This window comes from Hymenobacter cyanobacteriorum, assembly GCF_022631375.1.
Taxonomy (GTDB): Bacteria; Bacteroidota; Bacteroidia; order Cytophagales; family Hymenobacteraceae; genus Hymenobacter; species Hymenobacter cyanobacteriorum.
In genome coordinates, this window is sequence record NZ_JALBGC010000002.1 from 151165 (window position 1) to 174522 (window position 23358).

At 64.8% G+C, this 23358-nt stretch carries 15 protein-coding genes; 7 read left to right on the forward strand and 8 right to left on the reverse strand.

Translation table 11 applies throughout. The annotated features are described in order from the left end of the window. Positions 1 to 84 precede the first annotated feature (84 nt). Positions 85 to 2844: a D-alanine--D-alanine ligase family protein gene (locus tag MON38_RS05910; protein WP_241935229.1), complete on the reverse strand. Its 2760-nt coding sequence runs from the start codon at positions 2842 to 2844 to the stop codon at positions 85 to 87. Positions 2845 to 2930: 86 nt separating this feature from the next. Then, on the reverse strand, positions 2931 to 3947 hold the full coding sequence (locus MON38_RS05915; RefSeq protein ID WP_241935230.1) for a glycosylasparaginase: 1017 nt from the start codon (positions 3945 to 3947) through the stop codon (positions 2931 to 2933). Between the two features lie 138 nt (positions 3948 to 4085). Between MON38_RS05915 and MON38_RS05920 the strand changes: the two genes are divergently transcribed. The 7 genes from MON38_RS05920 to MON38_RS05950 all read left to right on the forward strand — a co-directional run bounded on the left by MON38_RS05920 (position 4086) and on the right by MON38_RS05950 (position 18254). Next, positions 4086 to 5276, forward strand: coding sequence for a phosphoglycerate kinase (locus MON38_RS05920; RefSeq protein ID WP_241935231.1), 1191 nt, complete (start codon positions 4086 to 4088; stop codon positions 5274 to 5276). 1218 nt (positions 5277 to 6494) lie between these two features. Then, positions 6495 to 7031, forward strand: a complete 537-nt coding sequence (locus tag MON38_RS05925) for a phage tail protein (RefSeq protein WP_241935232.1) — start codon at positions 6495 to 6497, stop codon at positions 7029 to 7031. Positions 7032 to 7057: 26 nt separating this feature from the next. Continuing rightward, entirely contained in the window at positions 7058 to 7600 is a 543-nt protein-coding gene (locus MON38_RS05930) for a phage tail protein (protein WP_241935233.1), read from the forward strand. Positions 7601 to 7633: 33 nt separating this feature from the next. Beyond that, positions 7634 to 8176, forward strand: a complete 543-nt coding sequence (locus MON38_RS05935) for a phage tail protein (protein ID WP_241935234.1) — start codon at positions 7634 to 7636, stop codon at positions 8174 to 8176. Between the two features lie 106 nt (positions 8177 to 8282). Beyond that, positions 8283 to 9212 carry a methionyl-tRNA formyltransferase gene (locus MON38_RS05940; protein ID WP_241935235.1) on the forward strand — a complete coding sequence of 310 codons (930 nt, stop codon included), beginning with the start codon at positions 8283 to 8285 and terminating at the stop codon, positions 9210 to 9212. 82 nt (positions 9213 to 9294) lie between these two features. Beyond that, positions 9295 to 17691, forward strand: a complete 8397-nt coding sequence (locus MON38_RS05945) for a T9SS type A sorting domain-containing protein (RefSeq protein WP_241935236.1) — start codon at positions 9295 to 9297, stop codon at positions 17689 to 17691. Between the two features lie 140 nt (positions 17692 to 17831). Next, the gene (locus tag MON38_RS05950) at positions 17832 to 18254 is read left to right on the forward strand and encodes a hypothetical protein (protein WP_241935237.1); all 423 of its coding nucleotides are present in this window, start codon (positions 17832 to 17834) and stop codon (positions 18252 to 18254) included. 69 nt (positions 18255 to 18323) lie between these two features. Here the strand turns inward: MON38_RS05950 and MON38_RS05955 are convergent, their stop codons facing one another. The 6 genes from MON38_RS05955 to MON38_RS05980 form a co-directional block, all read right to left on the reverse strand. Further along, positions 18324 to 18674, reverse strand: coding sequence for a hypothetical protein (locus MON38_RS05955; RefSeq protein WP_241935238.1), 351 nt, complete (start codon positions 18672 to 18674; stop codon positions 18324 to 18326). 84 nt (positions 18675 to 18758) lie between these two features. Further along, entirely contained in the window at positions 18759 to 19871 is a 1113-nt protein-coding gene (locus MON38_RS05960) for a cytochrome-c peroxidase (RefSeq protein ID WP_241935239.1), read from the reverse strand. 67 nt (positions 19872 to 19938) lie between these two features. Next, complete coding sequence (locus tag MON38_RS05965; protein WP_241935240.1) at positions 19939 to 20946, reverse strand: transporter; 1008 nt, start codon at positions 20944 to 20946, stop codon at positions 19939 to 19941. A gap of 41 nt (positions 20947 to 20987) precedes the next feature. Then, positions 20988 to 22043 carry a cytochrome-c peroxidase gene (locus tag MON38_RS05970; RefSeq protein WP_241935241.1) on the reverse strand — a complete coding sequence of 352 codons (1056 nt, stop codon included), beginning with the start codon at positions 22041 to 22043 and terminating at the stop codon, positions 20988 to 20990. A gap of 6 nt (positions 22044 to 22049) precedes the next feature. Next, positions 22050 to 22835 (reverse strand): MbnP family protein, encoded by a 786-nt coding sequence (locus tag MON38_RS05975; RefSeq protein WP_241935242.1) that lies wholly within the window; start codon positions 22833 to 22835, stop codon positions 22050 to 22052. A 116-nt stretch (positions 22836 to 22951) separates the two neighbouring features. Next, the gene (locus MON38_RS05980) at positions 22952 to 23332 is read right to left on the reverse strand and encodes a hypothetical protein (RefSeq protein ID WP_241935243.1); all 381 of its coding nucleotides are present in this window, start codon (positions 23330 to 23332) and stop codon (positions 22952 to 22954) included. Positions 23333 to 23358: the final 26 nt, after the last annotated feature.

Here is a 23358-nt window from a genome sequence, read left to right on the forward strand (position 1 = left end):
GAAGCATCTCTACCGCAATAGTAAACCCAATCAATGGGATTAGTTGCACGGTAGAGATGCTTCGACTGCGCTCAGCATGACGTTCTAATTGACTGAAACGGCTTTCGCCGCCCGCGCCTTGCCAAACTCCAGAATCCGGTCGATGAACTGATAGGGCGTGTAGCCGGCCAGCGCCGTCTGGTGGAAAATGCAGGTGGCCGGCGTCATGCCCGGCAGCGAGTTCACCTCGATGATGAGCACTTCTACCTCGCCCTCCTGGCGCACGCGGACGAAGGCATCAATCCGGGCGTAGCCCTGAATGTCGAGCACTTCGGCCACGCGGCGCAGCACGGCCTTCACCTCGTTCGAGATGCGCTGGCGCTCCACCGGGTCCACGTCGTAGCGGGCGGGAGTGATGTTCTGGCCTTCGCCGGCCAGAAACTTTTCCTCCAGGCTCAGCACCTCGCCGGTGGCCAGGGCCTCGCTGGCCTCGAATACTTCGATGTCGAGCTGCCCGTCTTCATCATACGAAGTCAGCAAACCGCCGGTGATTTCGAGGAAGTGCGCGGCCCCGTCGCGGCTGATGAGGGTTTCGACCAAGAAGGCATCCTTGCGCGGGAATTCCTCTTTGAAGCCCAGGTTCAGCACTTCGGCCGGGCCGGGCATCAGGTCTTCCTCGGTGCGGAAAATCAGCTGGCTGAAAGCCTCCAACTCCGCGCGGTTCTTGATTTTCTTCACCGCCGACGAGCAGCCGTCGTCGGCGGGCTTGGCGATGAAAGGGTAGGGGAACTGCGTTTCGAGCGCGCGGTAGAAGCTTTCGGCGTCGGCCTGCCACTCCAGCTTGTTGGCCATGCGGTGCTCGGCCACCAACAGGCCGGCTTCGCGCAGGCGCTTGTTGGTTTCAAACTTGTTGATGGTAACGCTGCTGCTGGCCACGCCCGAGCCGTTGTAGGGCAAGTTGAAGCGCTCCAGCTCCTGCTGCAGCGCGCCGTCCTCGCCAGGCCGGCCGTGCAGAGCAATGAAGACTTCATCGACCATCCCGGCCAGCTCCTCGAACGAGATGCGGCGCGGCTGGGCCAGCGCCTGCCCGGCGTAGGTGCTGGTAATCATGCTGGCCTCCTGCCGAATGCGGGCCAGAATGGGGTGCGGGGCCTCGCCGGCCTCGGCGTGCTCAATCTTCTCGCGGATGTCGTCGGCGTTGTCCTTCAGCATCACGTTCACGGGCAGCACGTAGAGCTTGTGCTCCTGCGCCGAGCCGGTGAGGAACACCGGCACCGGTGCGTACTTGGCCGACGAGCTCAGCTTCTCATAAATGTTGCGCCCGCTCTCCACCGAAATGTGGCGCTCGGAGGAGTAGCCGCCCATAATTACGGCTACGCGAATGCGTTCGGTCGCCTCGTGCTGGCGGCCGGCTACGGCTGCGTCGAGCTGCTGTAGCAGCGTCCCCAATTTCACCGGGCGCAGGCCGGCGCGGCGGCGGGCAGCCAGCGAGGTGCGAATGAGGTAGGTGAGAAACTGGCTAGGGTTCAGCCCGATTTCGGCCGCCTGGTGGAAGAAGAACGAAGCCGGCAGCATGCCCGAAGTCGTATTCGGGTCATTCAAAAACAGTCGGCCGTCGTGCCCCACGAAACCGTCCAAACGGGCGTACACCTGGAAGCCGAACGTGCGGAACATCTCCTCGCAGGCCTCGCGGATTTCCTGAATCTTGTCCTCCGGCAAGTCGATGGGCGTGACCTTGCGGGCCAGGCCGGGCAGGTACTTCGAGCGGTAGTCGAACATCTCCTCGCCCTTCACAATCTCGGTGGGCGGCAGGGCCAGCGGCAGGCCGTCGGGGTCTTCCACCACGATGCACGAGAATTCGCGGCCGGCCACGAAGCTTTCCACCAGCACCTGGGTTTCACCGTCCACGTTGGTCAGGCGAATGGTTTCGGCGGTTTCGAATACCTGGTCGAGGGTGTAGAGCAGGGTTTCGGGGTGGAAAATCTGCTGGGTGCCGGGCGCTTCGGCCAGCTGCGAGTCGTCGGCCGGGCCGTCGATGGCGGCGGGGCCAAACTGCTCGTTCAGCACCACGGGCAGGCCGATACCTTCGCGGATGTCGGTGAGGTGCTGCACCCAAGCCACTTTGTCCTGCGCGCCCAGGCGCTGCCAGTCGGCCCGCGTCAGGGTTTTGCGGAACAGGCTGCGCTCGATGGCGGCCTCGAACTTGGCCAAATCATCCGTTTTTAGAATGCTCACGCCGATGCTCGAGCCCTGGCGGGGTGCCTTCAATACCAGCGGCAGGCCCAGCGCGCGCACCAGGTAGGCGAGGGTGGCGGCGTGGTCGGTGCGGTCCCACTCCTCGGCCGTGATGACGCGGAAGTCGGGCGTGGGCCGGCCCAGCGCCTTCAGCAGGTTTTTCTGCGCGATTTTATCAATACCAAACGCCGAGGGCAGAATGCCGGAGCCCGAATAGGGAATTCCCAGCCACTCCAGCAGGCCCTGAATGGCGCCGTCTTCACCGCCCGGCCCGTGCAGGGCCAGGAAGGCGAAATCCATCAGCAGCGGCAGTTGCTCGGCGTCAATCTTGCGGCCCACCTTGGCAATGGCCTCAAACCGCTCGTCGTGGCTCAGCTCGCCTAGGCTTTCGATGTAGACCTGCAAGTGGTGCAGCGACGGCGGCTGCGAGCTCACCGGCGGGTAGAAGTCCCGAATGGTGCCTTTATAGATGTACTGCCAGTCGAGCAGAATGAATTGCCCGAGGCTATCGACGAAGATGGGCACGGGCTGAAACAGCGCCTTGTCCAGGTTATCAAACACGGTGCGGCCGCCGGCGAAGGAAATTTCCCGCTCGCGCGAAGTGCCCCCGAAAAAAATACCGATTTTCATAAGTGCAGCAAAGGTAAGAACCCGTAGCGCGGACTTGTAGTCCGCGCCCCCAACAACCAGCCCGCTGGCCTAAAGTCCGGACCGGCTCATTTCAACAAAAACTCGCTGGCGTGTAGCACCGGTGTGTCGGTCGTGCTCAGGCTGTAGCTGAAGCCCTTCTGCAGCGCAAACGAACCCGATTCGCCCTGCGCGTTCAGCGCAATAAAGGCCACCTGAATATCCTTCGCCTGCGCGCCTTTGATGGCCGCGATGCGCGCCACAGCCTCGCGGCAGGCGGCCTGCGGCGAGCGGCCCTGGCGCATCAGCTCTACCACGGTGTGCGCCCCGGCCATGCGAATGACGTCCTCGCCCTGGCCGGTGGCGGCCGCCGCGCCTACCGTAGGGTCTACGAACAGGCCCGCGCCGATAATGGGCGAGTCGCCCACCCGCCCGCGCATCTTGAAGCCCATGCCGCTGGTGGTGCAGCTGCCGCTGAGCCGGCCCTGCGCGTCCATGGCCAGCATGGCAATGGTGTCGTGGTTCTGCGGGCCGCCCACCGGGCCGGTGGGGCGGATTTTGCTGTTTTCGATGTTGATGATGGGCTTGTACTGGCTGGTTTTCAACCACTCGGCGTAAGCCTTCTCAGCATCGGGGCTCAGCTGCGCCGGCTCCAGCGCGAAGCCCTGGGCCACGGCAAACTGCTGGGCGCCGGCCCCCACCAGCATCACGTGCGGGGTGCGCTCCATGAGGCGCCGCGCCACGCTGACGGGGTGCCGGATGCGCTCGAGCGCGGCCACGCTGCCGCAGTTGTACTTATCGTCCATAATGCAGGCGTCGAGCGTCACGATGCCGTCGCGGTCGGGGTTGCCACCCAGGCCCACGCAGCAGTTCTGCTCGGCCTCAGTCACCATCACACCGGCCTCCACGGCATCGAGGGCGTAGCCGCCGGGGCCCAGGATTTTCCAGGCGCCGCGGTTGGCGTTCAGGCCCGCGTCCCAGGTCGAAATCACCACGGGGCGGCCCTGGGCCGGGGCAGGAGGGAGGGCCGCCCCGGCCAGCGGCGCGGTCGCCAACCCGGCCAGGCCGGCGGCGGAAGCGTGCAGAAATTTCCGGCGAGATGGCATAGCAGCACGAAAAAAAGGTGTGCCCCAAGATACACCCGGCCGCCAACTCCCCCGTACTTTCGCCCAGGCTATGGCCCGGCGGCACCCGCTGGCCGCTGCCGCTTCCTCTTTCAACCACCACCTCACGAACCTATCAACATGAACACCCTCGACACCTACAACTTCGCCGGCAAGCGCGCCGTGATGCGCGTCGACTTCAACGTGCCGCTCGACAAAGACCTGCGCATTACCGACGACACGCGCATCCGCATGGCCACCCGCTCGGTGATGAAAATCCTGAACGACGGCGGCTCGGTGGTGCTGCTGTCGCACCTGGGCCGGCCCAAGGGCGGTTTCGAGCAAAAGTATTCGCTCGAAGCCCTGGTGCAGCGCCTCTCGCAGGAGTACGGCCGCGAGGTGAAGTTTGGCGGCGACGTGCTCGGGGCCGAAGCTGCCCAGCAAGCGGCGGCCCTGCAGCCCGGTGAGGTGCTGCTGCTCGACAACGTGCGCTTCTATAAGGAAGAAGAAGCCGGCGACCCGGCCTTCGCCGCCAAGCTGGCCGCCCTCGGCAACGTGTACGTGAACGACGCTTTCGGCACCGCCCACCGCGCCCACGCCTCCACGGCCGTGATGGCCAACAACTTTGCCCCGCACGACCGCGTGGGCGGCTACCTGCTGCAATCCGAAATCGACAACGCCAAAAAGGTGCTCGAAAACGCCGAGCGGCCCTTCACCGCCATCATGGGCGGGGCCAAAATTTCGGACAAGATTCTCATCATCGAAAAATTGCTCGACAAGGTTGATAACCTGCTCATTGGCGGCGGCATGGCCTACACCTTCGCGGTGGCCGAAAACGGCCACGTGGGCAGCTCGCTGCTCGAAGCTGATAAGGTGGACCTGGCCCGCCAGCTCATCCAGAAAGCCAAAGACAAGGGCGTGAACCTGGTGCTGCCCGGCGACTCGCTTATCGCCGACAAGTTTGCCAACGATGCCAACGTGGACGTGGCCAGCAACCACAGCATCCCCGACGGCTGGATGGGTCTCGACCTCGGCCCTGAGTCGCGCGAAGCCTTCGCCGACATCATCCGCCAGAGCAAAACCATCCTCTGGAACGGCCCGATGGGTGTGTTCGAGATGAGCAACTTCTCGCTGGGCACCGAGTTTGTGGCCCGCGCCATTGCCGAGGCCACGGCCGGCGGCGCCTACTCGCTCATCGGCGGGGGCGACTCGGCGGCGGCCGTGCAGCAACTGGGCTTCGGCGAGCAGGTGAGCTACATCAGCACCGGCGGCGGCGCGCTGCTCGAGTACATGGAAGGCAAGGAGCTGCCCGGCGTGACGGCGCTGGGGTAGCAGCCAAGTTCGGTTCGTTGGGAAAGTCCCGGTCGCGTCAGCGGCCGGGACTTTTGATTTTAAGGGGTAACAGAGCAAGCTGACCGGCGCGTGTAGCCGCCCAGGCTGACCTTATGAGCCGGGGGGTAGCGCACATACCACTACTAGGTGTTGATATACCGATTCCAGGCTTCTGCTGTATGAAGTTGCCAGCGTACCAGCCATAGAATAACTTCAACGGCTGGATACAGTAGTTCAACTGGCGATTAATGAATTTCGTCGCCAATTTGACTATTTTTGTCAAGACGGAGTGAATTTGCCAGATTCGTGTAAATTAATATATGAAAGCAAAAAATCCATACTACATTTATGTGGATTTTGCTTTCACAGGCAAGTCGCTGCGGTTCCGCATCGCGTCATTTCTACGCTCCACACCGTTGCTTTCGCATGAGGCTACCCACTCTGCAAGTCATCTTTAAGCCGCTGCCGGTGGTGCGCTGCTTTGTGCCTGCCGGGCCCCGTACCGCAACGGGTCGACGCGCCCGGAATGGTGCAACCCGATGGGACATTCGCTGCCAGAACTGGTGGCCGTTCGCTTATTCGTCGCCGGTGCTTTGTGCGCCTTCCGCAAGGCTGGTTCAGGTTGCCACGCCTCTATGCGCAACCCTGCTGGCGGCCACTACCATCTTATTCGACACTGGGAGCGACGGGCCGCGAAGCGCGACGCCACGGCCGGTGGCACTCCGTAAGCGAGGGCGTCTGGTTGGCGGTATTAACAGCCGTAATGAAAAAATAAACCATTGAATGACAGGTATTTGAAAAATGTGTACACACTTTGTCTACACCCGTTTTTAGGAAAAAAAGCCTTGTCTGGTGGATTATTGATGCAAGTTGCAACGGGTGGTTCTTGCATATCCTTCCTTCTCCCTCAATGCACTTCCCAATGAAAAAGCACTACGTTTTAACCGCTTTCAGCCGGTGCCCAGGCAGCCATTGCCGGCCCGGCCTATACCTCAAATAGGGGATGCCCGGGCCTTGCGAAGCTGAAGCCGACTGCATCATTTTGCAGACGCTATGAAAGCAGGTGGCTACTCGCAAACCGGAAGCACTTGATGCAACTGCGGGGGCAGCGCCCATTGCTGGGCTGCTATCATCATGCTGCTACCGTCACTTTCACTGCTTTAATCCCGGCAAAATCTTTTTCTCTCTACTTTTTCACCCTCTTCACTTCATTCTTACATGGAAGCTTACGTAGGCGAAATCCGCGCCGTCGGGTTCAATTTCGCGCCGCAGAACTGGGCCTTATGCCAGGGCCAGATTATGCAAATCCGGTCGAATACGGCCCTGTTCTCGATTCTGGGCACGACGTACGGCGGCAATGGCACGACCACCTTCGCCCTGCCGAACCTCTGCGGCCGGGCCATCGTCAACGCGGGGCAGGGCCCGGGGCTATCGACGTACCCGCGGGGCGCGGCCGTAGGCAGTGAGGGCGTCACGCTGGATATGACGCAGATTCCGGCCCACCTCCACTCCATCAACGGCACGCTGCCGGTCTTTGACGGCCCAGCGGATAATACCAGCCCCAGCAATAATTTTCTGGCTACAACAAACGTCAACCAGTACGGGGAAGAAGTCGGCAGCAAAACCATGGGCCAGGGCATTATCAAGGGCACTTCCAGCCCAAGCGGGGGCGGGCAGGCGCACAGCAACATGATGCCCTACCTGACCATGAACTACATCATCTGCCTGGTGGGCGTTTTCCCGCCCCGTTCCTAACCCCTGACTTTTAAGCAGCTTTTCTTATGGATAACTACGTTGGTGAAATCCGCGTTTTTGCCGGCAACTTCGCCCCGGAAGGTTGGGCGTTCTGCAACGGCAGCCTGGTCAGTATCAGTGAAAACCCCGCGCTGTTTCAGCTGGTCGGCACGACTTACGGCGGCGACGGGCAAACGACCTTTGCCCTGCCCAACCTGCAAAGCCGGGTGGTGGTAGGCCAGGGCGTGGCCGCTACGGGTACCAATTACCCAATGGGAATGAGTGCGGGCGTGGAGAGCGTGACGCTGACCACCCTGAACATGGCGACGCATGCGCACCCGGTCAGCAGCTCCATCAGCGCGATGAACGGCGGCACGCCCGCCAATACGCCCGACAACAACCAGTTCGGGAGCAATGGAACAAGTGAATACGCCAGCCCATCTGGGGGGGCAAATGCCACCCTGGCCCCCGGCTCCGTGACTGGCCAAACTACCCCGGTGGGCAGCAGCGCGCCGCACCTCAACATTCAGCCCGTGTTGGCGACGAGCTACATCATTGCCTTGTACGGCATCTACCCGTCGCAACAATAGCTTCTCTCCCACCTCGTATTTGCTCCCAACCACATGGACGGTATATTCCTCGGCGAGATTCGCCTCATGAGCTTCAACTTTCCGCCGAAAGGCTGGCTGCTCTGCCAGGGCCAGACATTGCCCGTTAACCAGAACCAGGCCTTGTTTTCGCTACTCGGCACCACCTACGGCGGCGACGGCGTGACTACGTTCAGGCTGCCCGACCTGCGCGGCCGCGTAATTCTGGGCCAGGGCCAGTCGACGGCCAGCGGCGCCAACTACGCGATGGGCCAGGTGGCCGGCACCGAATCGGTAGCGCTAAACGCCAACCAGATACCGGCGCACCAGCACGCCTTCTCGGGCACGGTGAAGACGGCGGACTCGGCCGACAGCAAGTCGCCCTCCAATACGTATCCGGCTCCCCCTGCCAACCAGGGCAACCAGTACGCCAATGGCTCGGCCAACACGACCCTGGGCGGGCAGTTTACGGGCAACACGGACAACAGCGGCGGCAGCCAGCCCCACGAAAACCGCCAGCCCCTGATGGCAATGAACTACGCCATTGCCATAACGGGCATCTACCCCTCGCGCGGCTAATGCTTTGGCTCCGCCGCCAACCAACCGCGCCGGCCAGGGTAGCAGCCCGTCTGCTGCCGGTGGCCAGCGCGGTTGATTGGCGGCGGGCTTTCCTGCCTCCTATCATATGCAAGTAGCCGTTATCATCAGCAACGAACTGGGCTGGCCTGCTCTCCAGGCCTTGGCGGCCCAGGGTGCCGTGGCGGGCGTGGCCGTGCCCCGCTGCGCTCCGCTCGATGCCACCGAGCAGCTGGCTGAGCAGGCCGCCACGCTGGGCCTGCCCGTGGTGCGCCTGGCCCGGCCCCGGCTGGCGCCGGAGCTGGCGGCCTGGCTGCGGGAGCTGCAGCCGGCGGCGGTGCTGGTGTTTACGCTGCCCTGGCGCATTCCGGCGGCGCTGCTGGCGGTGCCGCCGCTGGGCTTCCTCAATTTTCACCTGGCCGCCCTGCCCGGTTACCGCGGCCCGGAGCCGCTGTTCTGGCAGCTGCGCAACGGCGAACCAGCCGGCGCCGTGACCGTGCACCGCATGGACGCCGACTTTGATACCGGCCCCGTGCTGCTGGCCGAGCCCGTACCCATTGGGCCAGCCGATACGCACGGGCTGCACCGGGCCCGCTTGGCGCTGCAAGCCGCCCCCGTGGCCCTGCGCCTGCTGGCCAGCCTGCGCGGCGAGGCGCCGCCCCTGCCGCCCGTGCCCCAGGACGAGGCCCGGGCCCGCTACTGGCCGCGCCCGGCCCTGGCCGATGTATCGGTGCGCTGGACGGAGCCGGCCGCGGCCATTGAGCGACTGGTGCGCGCCGCCAACCCCTGGAACCGGGGCGCGCTGACCACCCTGCGCGGCCAGCCGCTGCGCCTGCTGAGCGTGCTGCCCCACCCCAACGCCGCTACCGGCCCGGTGCCCCCCGGTACGGTGCTCCACGCCGATGCGGCGGCCGGCATCTGGGTAGCGTGCGGCAAGAATGAAGCCCTGCGCCTCGACATGGTGGCCCTGGAAGAAGGCTACTTCACCGGGGCGCAGCTCCTGCAGCTTGGGGTGGGCGTCGGCGAGATGCTGAACTGATTCTCCTAAAAAAGACAAGCTAAAATCAGGTAAATCCTTGACCTACATAGTGCATTCGTTTCATCCTTTCAAATATTTTTTTATGAAAAAACATTTAATCCTCTGGTTACTGCTTCTACTTTCCGGCAGCGCCTGGGCTCAGTTGAACATCAAGGAAAGCTTCGAGGCCAGTGGTAGCGACTACGGCTACACTAGTAGCTTCTCCAATACCACGTCCAACAGCGTCTATTTCACCCGCACGACCAATCCGAAGACGGGATTTGGGAACCCGGTTCAATCGCCGACGCCCGATGGCTCCTGGTTCTGGGCGGCGGAAGGGGTAAGGGATTTCAACCGCACCATACCCGCAGCAACGGTGACGCTCAACGCAATACCCAACGCGGGGAACTACAACAACATCGTGGTCAAGATTCTGGCCACGGACCCGCGCGGTGGTACCAGCGGTACTGCTACCGCGGACGACCACCTGCGTATTCAATACGCTTATAGCCCGACGAACACCGTTCCGACATCTTCCAGTTTCATAACAGCCGGTGAATTCAAGGGCGGGGTCAATACTGCTACCAGCCTATGGTACAAGTTCATAAACGGCGTCAACGTAGGAGGGCCCCTAACCACATCCTTCGTCAGTTATGATTTTCCGATTGGGAGCGGCACGGGTTTTTTGTTTATCCGCGTAGAGGTTGACGATAACCAGTCGGGCACGGAAATCGGGTTTGACAACATCCGGGTAACGGGTGACCAGGCCACCACCGTCCGCCCGAACCTAACTACCACCGACACCGGTGACCGGGCTTATGCGGAAGGGGCCGCGGCGCTGCCCATTTTCAGTACTTTGACCGCCGACAATCCCTCCGGCACTACGCTGGGTGCCGCCAAAGTCATCTTCACGAACGGCACCCGCGTGGCGGCGCAGGACGAGCTGACCTACACGATTCCCAACGGCAGCAATATCACGTTCGATGCGGCCAACAGCACCAACGGCGCGCTGGCTTTTATCGGCTCTTCATCGGAAACCAATTACCAGAACCTGCTGCTGTCGGTGAGATACCGCAACACCACCTCTACGGCCGCCCGCGGCGGGACGCGTAGTTTCGCATTTACGGTCAGCGACGGCGCAAATACCAGTGTGGTATTGAGCCGCAACGTGGTGGTGACGGCCAAGCTCAATGACGCGGTGGGGCTGCCTTTCACCGAGGACTTCGAGGATGACGGCGAAGGCACGACCTACGGCTCCAACACGGCTACCTCCGGCACGCAGGGCTTTGTGCGGCTGACGGGTGCCCCCGGCGCTACGTTCAACTCCACCACCGTCTTCAGCCAGGTCCAGGGCAGCGGCTACTTTTACGGCAAAGGCACTAAGGAATTCTTCCTGCCCGCGTCGAGCGACGGACTGCCCACGGCGGGCAACAACATCGCGACGCCGCTTGGCGGCGTACTGCAGTTGGCCCCGGTGAATACCACCGGCTTCACCAACCTGCACTTTAAGCTCAAGGCCGCCGCCACCTCCCCCAGTCCTTTTTCCACCGACGACTTTCTGCGCTTCTCCTACAACCTGAACAACGGCGCGGGCTGGCAGGCCTTCCCTTCGGGCAACTTCACGGGCTTGAATAACGGGGGGCTGCGCCAGGACGGCAGCGCCTCCGGCCTGTTGCTGACCACCACCATGCAGGACGTGGACATCACGCTGCCCGCCGCGGTGGCCGGCACCAACGTGAGCTTCCGGGTGGAAGTGGGCGACAACAGCAGCGAAGAAATTGCCTTCGACAACATCCAGATAACGGGCACGCCGATACCAACGACCGTTTCGTCCATCGTGCGGGCCAGCACCAACCCCACCAACGCCGCCAGCGTGCAGTACACGGTGACTTTCGCGGCCAGCGTGACGGGCCTGACGACCAGCAACTTCACCCTGACGACCACCGGCACCCTGGGCACCACGCCCAGCGTGAGCAGCGTATCGGGCTCGGGCACTACCTACACCGTGACGGTGAATACCGGCACCGGCAGCGGCACCCTCCGCCTGGACCTGAACAACAGCACCGGCCTCACGCCCGGCGTGAGCAACGTGCCCTACACCAGCGGCGAAGTATACAGCATCGATAAGGATGGCCCGGCGGTGACGAGCGTGACGGTGCCGGCCAACGGCACCTACCGCGTCGGCCAGACGCTGAGCTTCACGGCAAACTTCTCGGAAAACGTGACCGTGACGGGCACCCCGCAGCTGGCCCTGACCTTCGGCGCGACTGCCCGGCAGGCCGCCTACGTCTCGGGTACCGGCACTGCGGCGCTGGTCTTCAGCTACACCGTGCAGAGCGGCGACCAGGATACGGACGGCATCGCGCTGGGCGCGCTGGCGCTGAACGGCGGCACCCTGCGCGACGCGCTGGGCAACAACGCCCTCCTGACCCTCAACGGCGTCCCCTCGACGGCCGGCATCCTGGTCGACGGGGTGGCCCCGACGGTGAGCAGCAGCAACCGCCAGAGCCCGACGGCCAACCCCACCAACGCCACTTCGTTGACGTACCGCGTGACCTTTAGCGAAGCTGTGACGGGCGTAACCACCGCCAGCTTCACCTTCGTGACGACCACCGGCAGCACCACCGGCACCATCGCCAGCGTGGCCTCGGTGAGCGGCAGCAGCGGCACGCAGTACGACGTGACGGTGACCGGCGTGAACGGCAACGGCGCGGTGCGCCTCGACGTGAAGAGCAGCGGCTCGGGCATCACCGACGCGGCGGGCAACGCTCTGAGTGGCGGCTTCACCGGCGGCCAGACCTACACCATTAGCCAGAGCGTAACCGTCGTCTCGGTCACGCGCCTGACGCCTTCGCCCACGGCCACGGCCCAGGTGCGTTACCAAGTGGTGTTCTCGGGCAGCGTGGCGGGCTTGACGCCCAACAACTTCACGCCCACCATCACGAGCGGGAGCATCAGCGGCGCTTCGGTGTTCAGCGTGTCGACCACTTCAGGCACGACCTACACGGTGACGGTGACCACGGGCACCGGCAACGGGACCCTGCGCCTGGACGTGGCCAACAGCACGGGCACGACGCCCGCGATAGCAAACGTGCCCTACACGGCGGGCGAAACCTATACCATCACCAAGAGCTTCCCCGCCGGCCCGCAGTTGGTGTTGCAAGCCGGGGGCAGCCCCAGCGGCCGAAGCGACGTGACGGCCTTCGTGGACGGGGTGCAGGTGGTGCAGAATGGCACGAGCACGCCCGTGGCCAACGCGCTGCAGAACGGCGGGTTTGAAACCAACAACCTGGGCGGGAACGACTTTTTATACCCCAGCACCGGGCTGTCGGCGGCGCCCTGGGCGTTTGCCTCGCAGTCGGGCATCGCCCGCATCGGCGGCGGCGGCTTCGCTCCGGCCAGCTCCGGCCAGCCCGCCCCGAACAGCTTCGTGGCCTTCCTGCAATCGTCCGGCGGCAGCAGCGGCAGCACGACCCAGCGGCTGGCCGTGCCCACCGGCACCTACCAGGTGGGCTTTGTGGCCGCGCAGCGCGGCAACCAGTCGGGCGTGGAAGACCAGGTGGTGAACGTATTCCTTAACGACGGCCTCGACAACGTGTTTATCGGGGTCATCCAGCCCAACTCGGCCACCACGTACAATGCCTTCACCTCGGCTACGTTCAACGTGTTTGCCCCGACCCTGACGGCGACGGTGAGCGGACCGGCCAGCCCGACCAGCACCTCGCCACTTCCGTTCTCGGTGAGCTTCACGCAGAACGTGGGCACCACTTTCACGGCTTCGGACGTGACGGTGACGGGCGGTACGCTGAACACCGCCAGCTTCAGCGGCAGCGGCGCGGGCCCCTATACCTTCACCGTGACGCCCACCGGGACGGGCACGGTGTCGGTGAGCCTGGCCGCCAACGTGGCCCAGGACGCCAACAACACCAACAACTCGGCCAGCAACACGGTGAGCGTGCAGTACGCGCAGCCGGTGACGGCGGCGCCGGTGATTGCCGCGCCGGCCAACGGCAGCCTCACCAACCAGGACGTGACCATCAGCGGCACGGCCCCGGCGGGCAGCACGGTGTTGCTCTACGTTTCGCAGGGTGGCACGGCGGTCAGTGGCTCGCCCTTCACCGCCACGGCCCAGACCGATGGCACGTTCAGCTTCGGCCCCTATCCGTTCACCGATGGCACCTATCAGGTGTATGCCACGGCCCAGACCGCAGGCGCGTCGGTGAGCGCCAGCTCGAACACTAACACCTTCACGGTGGACAAAACGCGCCCGTCGGTGCTCCTCACCTCAAACGTGCCCAGCGGCAGCACCAACGTAGCGACGCCCTTCGCGTTCACGGCCACTTTCTCGGAAGGCGTGTCGGGCTTCGTATCGGGTGACCTATCGGTGACCAACGGCACGGTAACGAGCGGCCCGACCGTGGTGACCGGCACCACGCCCGCCAACTCGACCTATACCTTTGACGTGACGCCGAATACGCCCGGCACGGTGACATCGGTATTTGTGTTCACCAATTCGGTCCAAGATGCGGCCAGCAACGGCAACACGGCCTCAAACACCTACTCGCTGACTTCGGCGGCGCCCGTGGTGACGGTGGCCCCGGCCAGCGGGTCGCTGACGGGCGGCACGGTGGGCATCGCCTACAGCCAAACCATTACGGCCTCGGGTGCTACGGCTCCCTACACCTACGCCATCACGGCCGGCGCCCTGCCGGCGGGCCTGACGCTCTCGTCGGCGGGGGTGCTGTCGGGCACGCCCACGGCGGGCGGCTCGTTCACCTTCACGGTGCGGGCCACCGATGCCTCGGCCACGCCGGGCCCGTTCAGCGGCTCGCGCAGCTACACGCTGGTCATTGCCGCTCCCATTATTGTGGTGTCGCCGACGACGCTGCCAACGGGCACGGCGGGCGCAGCGTATAGCCAGACCCTCACGGCTTCGGGTGGTACGGCTCCGTATAGCTTCTCCATCATAGGCGGCGCGCTGCCTTCGGGCCTGACGCTGGCCGGCAACGGCACCCTGTCGGGCACGCCCACGGCCAGTGGCACGTTCAGCTTCACGGCAGCGGCAACGGATGCTTCGACCGGCGGTGGCCCCTATCTTGGGTCGCGCACCTACTCCCTGACCATTAATAACCAGCCCGCCACGGCGGCCCCGGTTATCACCTCGCCGGCCAACAACAGCTTCACCAACCAGGGCGTGACCATCAGCGGCACGGCCCCGGCCAACAGCCAGGTGGTGCTCTACTCTAGCCAGAACGGTGGGGCCTTCCAGCCGGCCTCGCCGATTACGGCCACAGCCGGCGGCAGCTTCAGCGTCGGGCCGGTTCCCTTCCCCGACGCCGTCTACCAAGTGTACGCCACGGCGCAGAACCCAAATTCCTCGGTGAGCGCGAACAGCCCGACCATCACCTTCACGGTGGACACGCAGGTCCCGATGGTGAGCATCAGCTCGTCGGCCGGTACCTCGGGCGGCAGCACGGGCACCACGCCGATTCCCTTCTCGGTAACCTTCTCGGAGACGGTGAACGGCAGCTTCGTGCAGGGCGACCTGTCGGTGACGGGCGGTAGCATCGTGGCGGGCAGCTTTAGCGGCAGCGGCGCGGGTCCCTACACCTTCAGCGTGACGCCCAGCGGCATTGGCAGCACCGTGACGGTGAACGTGCCCGCCAACGTGGCCCAGGACGCGGCCGGCAACTTCAACACGGCGGCGCCGGCAGCCTATACGCTGCGCTACGCCCCGGCCCTGACGGCCACGGTGAGCACGACTTCAGCCAGCCCGACCAGCACTTCGCCCATTCCGTTCTCGGTGAGCTTCTCGCAGAGCGTAGGCACGAGCTTCGTGGCCACGGACGTATCGGTGACGGGCGGCGCGGTGACCACGGGCAGCTTTAGCGGCAGCGGTGCGGGTCCTTACACCTTCACTGTGACGCCCACCACGACGGGTACCGTAACGGTGAGCCTGGCTGCCAACGTGGCCCAGGACGCCGCCACCACGGGCAACACGGCCAGCAACTCGGTGAGCGTGCAGTTCCAGGCCCCCACCATCACGGTAGCCCCGGCCTCGCTGCCGGGCGGCACGGTAGGCGTGGCCTATAGCGCAACGCTGACTGCCTCGGGTAGTTCGGGTACCTACACCTACAACATCACGGGCACCCTGCCCAGCGGCCTGACCCTCACGGGCAGCACGATTTCGGGCACGCCCACGGCCAGCGGCTCGTTTTCCTTCACGGTAACGGCCACCGACAACTCGGCAGCCCCGGGTCCCTACAGCGGTTCGCGCACCTATACGGTTGCCATCACGGCTCCCACCATTACGCTGGCCCCGACCACGCTGCCGAATGGTACGCAGGGCGTGGCCTATAGCCAGGCGCTGACGGCTTCGGGTGGCACGGGTGCTTACACCTACGCCATCACGGCCGGCGCGCTGCCCAGCGGCCTGACCCTCACGGGCGGCACGATTTCGGGCACGCCCACGGTGAACGGCACGTTCAACTTCACGGTGACGGCCACCGACGCCTTTGGCTCGACCGGCTCGCAGGCCTACACGCTCGTCATCGCGGCTCCAGTCGTGACGGCTGTGACGTGGACGGGGGCCCTGAACACCGACTGGTTTACGGCCGGCAACTGGACGTCCAACACGGTGCCCACGGCCACCATCAACGCCACCATTCCGACCTCGCCCAGCGGCGGCCGCTTCCCGGCCATCACGTCCAGCACGGCCAACGTGCGCAACCTGACCCTGAACAGCGGCGCGACGCTAACGCAGGTTGGCGGCACGCTCAATATCGCCGCCATCCTGACCAACAACGGCACCTACAGCGCCAGCAATCCCAGCAGCTCCGGCACCGGGCCCGTCCTGTCGCTGGGTGGCACGGCATTTAGCAACATCGTGGGCAGCAGCACTACCCGCTTCTGGAACCTGACGGTGGGCGCCAACGGCGCGCTGCTGGCCACCTCGGCCGGGGCGGCAGTGCAGCGCGTGCTCACGCTCGACGGCAACTTCAGCACCAACGGCAACTCGTTCACGCTGGAATCGAATGCCTCGGGCACGGCCATGATTGTCAACAACGGCAGCAACGTGGTGAATGGCACCACCACGGTGCAGCGCTACATAGCGCCCGACCTGAACCCGAACCAGGGCTACCGCCACGTGTCGGCCCCCATCAGCAATGCCACGGTGGCCAGCCTGAGTACGGGCAGCTTCACGCCCACCGTGAACCCGACCTACAACACCTCGGCCACACCCACGGCCGAAACGCCCTTCCCCACCGTGTACGGCTACGACCAGGACCGCCTGGCCACGACGACCAACAACCTGGCCGACTTCGACAAGGGCTGGTTCTCGCCGGGTTCGCTGAGCGACGCGCTGACCGTGGGCAAAGGCTACACGGTGAACCTGGCCGCCAACCAGACCTGGAACTTCGTGGGGGCGCCCAACAACGGCACCCTGACGCAGACGCTGGCCCGCAACAGCGGGGCCACGAACGCGGCCTCGGGCCTGCAGCTGGTGGGCAACCCGTACCCCGCGCCCCTGGACTGGAGCCTGGTAACGGCGGCTGACCGCCCCAACCTGGACGGTGTCATCTATCAGTTTAGCAGCAACGACCCGACCAACCCCTACACCGGCACCTACGGCTTCTACAACGCCGGCTTCGGCACCATCAGCCCGGTGGTGGCGCTGGGCCAGGGCTTCTTCGTGCGGGTATCGCAGGGCCAGACCTCGGGCACGTTGAGCCTGAAGAACAGCCACCGCGTGACGACTTACCAGAACCCGACCTACCACCGCACCGCCGGCACCCGTCCGGTGGTGCACCTGACGCTGCAAGGCGCGGGCAAGCCCCAGACCGACGACGCCTTCGTGTACTTTGAAGCCGGGGCCACCAACGGCCTCGACGCCGAGTACGACGGCCTGAAGCTGGCCAACCCCTCGGGGCTGAACCTGAGCAGCAGCATCTCGGCCACCGAGCGCCTGTGCGTGAACGGCCTGGAGCCGCTCACCACCACCCAGCGCATTGTGCCGCTGGCCGTGGGCGTACCTGCCGCTGGCAGCTACACGCTGAACGCCGCCGAGGTGCTGAACCTGACCACCACGCCCGTATACCTGCGCGACAAGCAGACCGGCGCCGTAGTGGACCTGGCCCAGCAGCCCAGCTACAGCTTCGTGGTAAGCAATGCTTCGGCGCTGCTCACCAGCCGCTTCGAGCTGGTGTTCTCGCCGCAGGCGGCGCTGGCTACGGCCCCGGCCGCACTGGCCGCCCAGGTGGGCGTGTACCCCAACCCGGCCACTACCACGGCGTTCGTGGAGCTGCCGGCTGTTTTGGGCCGCGTGGCAGTATCGACCGAATTGGTCGATGCCCTGGGCCGCACGGTGCGCACCCAGTCGCTGCCTGCTCAGGGCGCGGCGGCGCACCGCCTCGACCTGGCCAACCTGGCCACGGGCGTCTACACCCTGCACCTGAACACCAGTGCCGGGGTAGTAGTGAAGAAGCTGGTGGTGCAATAAGCACTCCGGCGAATGCGTAAACGGCCCCCGGTCCTGCAATGGACCGGGGGCCGTCTTGTTTTTGGAGTGTCGGAGGCGAACAAACTGAGCGGGCGGCTACCAGATTTTTGCCGCTATTTTTGTCGCCCCACCTGCCATCTATGCCCGATTCTGTACTGCCCGTTGTTTTTTCGAATGCCGCCGGCGAACTGTTCGAGCACCCGGCCGGGTATGGGCTCATTCGCTACCGGGCGGGCAAGCGGCCCGATGGTGCCATTGCAGCCATGCTCACGCAGGCCGGGGCGCTGCTGCTGCGCCGGGGCTGGACCAACCTGCTCTCCGACACCCGGCTGATGGCCCCGCTCACCGACGAGGAAAAGGCCTGGGTAGTGGCGTACTGGCAGGGCCGCCAGGTGGCCCGCCCCGCCCACGTGCGCGTGGCCACGCTGCTGCCGCTCGATGTATTTGCGCGCCGGGCCGTGGGCCAGATACAGGTGGGCGTGCTGCCGGGCAATATTCAGTACAAGAACTTTGGCGAAGCCGCCGAGGCCCACGCGTTTCTGGTGAGCGGAGGGGTAGGCTGACGCTTCCGTGCAACAGCAAAAGCCCCGGCCGCACACGCGGCCGGGGCTTTTGCTGTTGGGTAACCGGAGCTACTGCGCCTGCTTTTCCAGCAGCGCCAGCAGCTCGTCGGCAGCCTGCTCGATGGCGTGGTAGCCCTGCTGGGCGGCGCGCTCCTTGGCCGCAATCAGGCCGTCGCGGTGCACGGTTTTGAAGTCGCCGAAGGGAAATCTGTAGCGGCCTTTGGTGTCTTCGCCCTTGCTTTTGTCGAGGCCGAGGTGCCAGTTGGCGTAGTCGGCCAGCTCGTGCTGCTGAAGGTAGGCGTTTTCGTCGGCCGTATCGGGGTTGTGCTGGCCCCAATGGCCCGAGTCATTCTTGATTTTGCCGTTCTTAATCAGGTCCTTGGCGAAGGTCACGGCGGCGGAATTCAGCGTGATGCTCATAGCGGAAAAGCAGGTTGGTGTACCCGGCTTACGCATTCCCAAAAAGCCGTGTTTCGGGTGTTTAGCGGTGCCTCCGCCCGGCTGCTAGGGCCGGGCAAAGCGCGGGTCGCGGATGAATGTCGAATCGGTGAGCGTGCGCAGAAAGGCCACAATTTTGTCCTTTTCCGCTGCTGTCAGGCTCAGCGGGTTGCCGGGGCCGCGCGGGTCGTTGCTGCCATTCAGCAGCAGCGGGTCCACGTTGGGGCTGCTCACCACCACGTGCTCGTTGTAGTGGTCGAGCACGGCTTCGAGGGTAGCGAAGCGGCCGTCGTGCATGTAGGGCGCCGTGAGGGCAATGTTGCGCAGCGAGGGCACCCGGAACTTGCCGTTATCGGTGGGCAGGCCGGTGACTCCGCCCAGGCCCAGGTCGCTGAAGGTGGCATCGAGGCCGTTGTTGCGGAAAGCGTGGTCGGTAAACAGCGGCTCGCCGTGGCAGTCGCTGCAGTTGCCGCCGCGCACGCCGGCCGGCCCGTCGGGGTGCGTGGTGAACAGCAGCAGGCCCTGCTGCTCGTAGCTGCTCAGGGCGGTGCGGTTGCCGTTGCGGAACTGGTCGTAGCGCGAATTGCCCGAAATCAGGGTGCGCTCGAACTGGGCCAGCGCTTTCAGGGTGTTGGCTTCGGTGAGGGTGCTGCTGCCAAACGCCTTGCGGAACAGCGGCGGATACAGCGCCATGCCTTGCAGCCGCGCCACGCCGGCGGCCAGCGACTGGTGCATTTCCACCGGCTTCTCGATGGGAATGCGGGCCTGGGTTTCCAGGGTCGTCGCGGCCCCGTCCCAGGTCAGCCGGGGCTCCCAAAGCAGGTTGGCCAGCGACATAGCCCCGCGCGGCGATACGCCGCCGTTCACGCCCAGGGCGCGGGCCCGGCCATCGGTAAACGCCAGCTCCTGGCGGTGGCACGAGGCGCAGGAAATCGAATTGTCAACCGAAAGCGCCGTTTCGTAGAACAGCTGCCGGCCCAGGGCCACGCCCTCCACCGTGAGCGGGTTGTCGGCCGGGGCGGCGGGCAGGGCCGGGAATTTGGCCGGCACCACCAGGTTGTAAGTAGTGGGCGCCACCACCGGCCCGTCCGGGTCGGCAGGCTTCACCGGTTCCGGCGTCGAGCCACAACCAGCCAGCCCCAGCAGCAGGCCCAATCCAGCGAAGCGTAGTGATTTCATAGCGCACCCAACAATTTCGTGAAGATAATAATGCCCGCGCAACTGCAACCTAATCAATAAGCCCGGGTTAGCTCTTGGGCCCCAGCAGGTATTTGGTCTGGTTGAAGCTGTAGCCGACGGAAACTACCAGGCGGCCCGCACTGGCCGGGTGGTCGGTTTCGGCGGTGTAGATGGGCAACTGGAAGCCGGTATTCAGCGAGAAGTTCTTGTAGTACACATCGAGGCCGGGGCCGAGCAGGGCGTTGTTCATGGCGTGCTCGCCGGTAAGCTGGCCTTCGAGCATTTCGCCCTTGGTTTTCTCGTAGAAAAACTGCGCCGAAGGGTACAGCTGCCAGTTTTCGCCCAGCGGCACGCGGTAGAACAGGCTGGCGTAGGTGGCCGTGCTGGGGGCCAGGCTGTTGCGAAACCGGTTTTCGGTGGCCCGGCGGTAGCTGCTGTTCACGCTCAGCCCGAAGCTGCGGTAGCTACAGATGTAGTTGGCGTAGATGAAACCGTCGGTGGTGCCCGTGCCCACCTGGTTCAGCAGGGCGTAGCGCACGCCGTTGGCGTTGCGGCGGTCGTACTCGCCGGTGGGCAGCTTCAGGCCGCCGCCCACGATGAGCCGGCTCTGCACGCCCGCCGTTTCGATGGCCCGGATGAGGTGGTAGCCGGCAAACACCGTCACGTCGCCTACGCCCGCCGAGTTCAGCTGCCGGCCGTTTATCTGCGAGGTGTTCATCACGTAGGGCACGAAGGCGTTCAGCTCGACGCGCCGCGAGAGGAAGTACTTGCCGCGCAGCTCAAGCACGCGAAATGCCTCAAAATCAGTTGGGTCGCCGTGGTGCGAGTGGGCGTAGCCGTTGTCGCCGTTCAGGGGCGACGGCAAAAATGGCCGCGCGCCCGTCGGAAAAAACTGCGGGGCCTGCCCCAGCGCGTGGTAGCTGTTGAAGATGCGGTAGCGGTGCATCAGGCTGAAGCTGCTCTGATTGTCGTAGGGCGTGATGCCCATAAAACAGCCGCAGATGTCGCAGGCCCGGCCCGGGCCTGCCAGCCCCAGCAGCAGCCCGCCCAGCAGGAGTAGTCTTGTATAGTTCATGGCAATAAAATCAAGGAAGTGAAGCCGTTGGCTCAGCGCACTCAGGGCTGCTCGGCCAGGCGCTGGTCGTGCACGAAGGCGTCGTCGGTGAGCGTCTTCAGGAAGGAAATAATATCGGCCTGCTCGGCGGCCGTGAGCGGGATGCCCAGCGGGCCGCCCGCCGGGCGCAGGGCTGCGTCGAGTGTGGGCGAGGCCACCACACCGTGGTCGTAATGGGCCAGCACTTGCTCCAGGGTGGCAAAGCGGCCGTCGTGCATGTAGGGCGCCGTGAGGGCCACGTTGCGCAGGCTCGGCACTTTGAAGCGGCCCACGTCGGCGGCCCGGGCGGTGATGTGCGCCCGCCCCGAGTCGGCCCCGAACGTGGCGTCGAGGCCGTTGTTGCGGTAGCTTTCGTCGCTGAATAAATCGGTGGCGTGGCAGCTGGCGCACTGCTGTGCCACCAGCACCCGGCCGCGCTGCTCGGCGGCGCTCAGCACCGCGCCGTGCTCGCCCCGCGCCACCTGGTCGTAGCGCGAACTGGCCGAGGTGAGCGCCGCCGTGAACTGCGCCAGCGCCCGCAGAAACTGGTAGGAGTTGATGGGCCCCGGCCCGTACACCTGCACAAAGCGCCGGGTATAGTCGGGGTCGGCGTTGAGCTTGGCCAGCAGGTGCGGCAACGTCTCGTCCATCTCCAGCGGATTGGTGAGCGGGGCCAGGGGCAGGGTTTCGAGGTTTTTCGGCCCGCCATCCCAGAAAAATTCCGATTTCCAGCGCAGGTTTTGCAGGGCTGGGGCGTTGCGCGTGCCCAGGCGGTTGGCCACGCCGTGGCTCAGGCGGTGGCCCGCATTGGCGAAGGCCACGAACTGCTGGTGGCAGCTGCCGCACGACACCGACCCATCGCGCGAGAGCCGCGCATCGTAGAACAAGCTGCGGCCCAGGGCAAACGCCGCCGCATTGGGCGGGTTGGCATCGAGCGCATACACGGGGGCGGGGAAGTTGGCCGGGAGCGAGGTGCCGGGCACCGGGGGCTCCGGCACCGGCACATCGCTCAGGCCGCAGCCCGCTAGGAGCAGCCCCGCCAGCCCCAGGGCCAGCGAGGCAGCAGCAAGGGGTTTCATGGCCGCTTAGTTGGCATGAATGTGCTCGACGGAGAACATGCCGGCGGCGTAGTTATTGGCCACCAGCACCGAGTTGGCCCCGCCCATGGTGTTCGAAAGCGTGGCGAAGCGGATGGTGTTCGGGCCCGTGAACATCTTCATCACGTCGGCGTTCAGGTGCACTTCGGGGGCGTGGTCGGTGCGAATGAGCAGGTTGGTGCCGGTGGGGAAGGGCAGCGTAACGGTGCGAATCGTGTTGTTCGGCCGCAGAAAGCCGCCGATGTGGAACACCAGCCCGCCCTCGGTGGCGCCGGCCGCTTTGGGGGCCTGCGGCGAAGTGCCTTCGAGCTTGGTGTAGATGTAGCCCGAGTTCCAGGTCCAGAACATGTTGTTGTTGGGGTCGAGCGCTCCGGTCTGGGCTCCCGACACGTTGCGGGCGCTGTCCACGCCCACCGTGAAGGTGAGGGCCTTGTAGTCGCCCACCGGAATGTCCTTCAGCGCCAGCTCCTGCGTAGCGGGCACGGCCGCGTCGAGCAGGTAGTAGCTGTTTGGCACGGCATACACCGACCCGTCGGTTTTGGTGAGCTTGATGTTGGAGATATACTGCTTGAACGTGGTGATTTTGAACTGGTCGCCGGCCGGCGTGGTGTAGGTCTGGGTGCTGAGGGCGAGCGGGGCAGTGCCCACGGTCTGCTCGAAGGCGAGGTCGACGGTGCCGACCTGGTTGGCGGGCATGTCGCCGTCTTTTTTGCAGCCCGTCAGAGCGAGTGCCGCCAGGGCCAGCGTGCAGATGGAAATAGAAAAGCGTTTCATCGGAAAAAGCAAATGGGGGAGGGGGATAACCGGAACTGGGGTGCGCGGGCACCCGGGCCTGCCGTGCACACGGCAAACCCGAAAAAGAGCCCGGGCACTGCGCCGGGCTGCTTATATCAGCTCTGTATCAGGGGCGGACGAAACACGCCCAGCGGGCGCCCGGCCTCGCAGCGCGCCACCAGCGGGCGGGCAAAGCGCCGGGCCGGCCGGGGCCAGCGGCGCAGGGCCGGCAGCACCACGGCGGCCGTGGGCAGCACCTCGAACTTGGCTTTGGCCACCGAAGCGGCCGGCGCTTTTTTGTCGCCGCCTTCGGCCTTGCGCAGCTGCTGGGCCAGATGGCACTTGCCGTTGCAGCGCAGCTGAGGCCGGGCCTTGTTCACGCAGTAGCGGGCCGTGATTTCGGCCTTGTTCAGCTGGTAGTTCAGCACCAGCACCTCCGGCCCCAAGGTTTGGAGCAGCAGCAGGGCGGTGAGGAAATAAGCCAAAAAGCGCGACATAGGGCAGCAAACAGACGGCCAAAGGT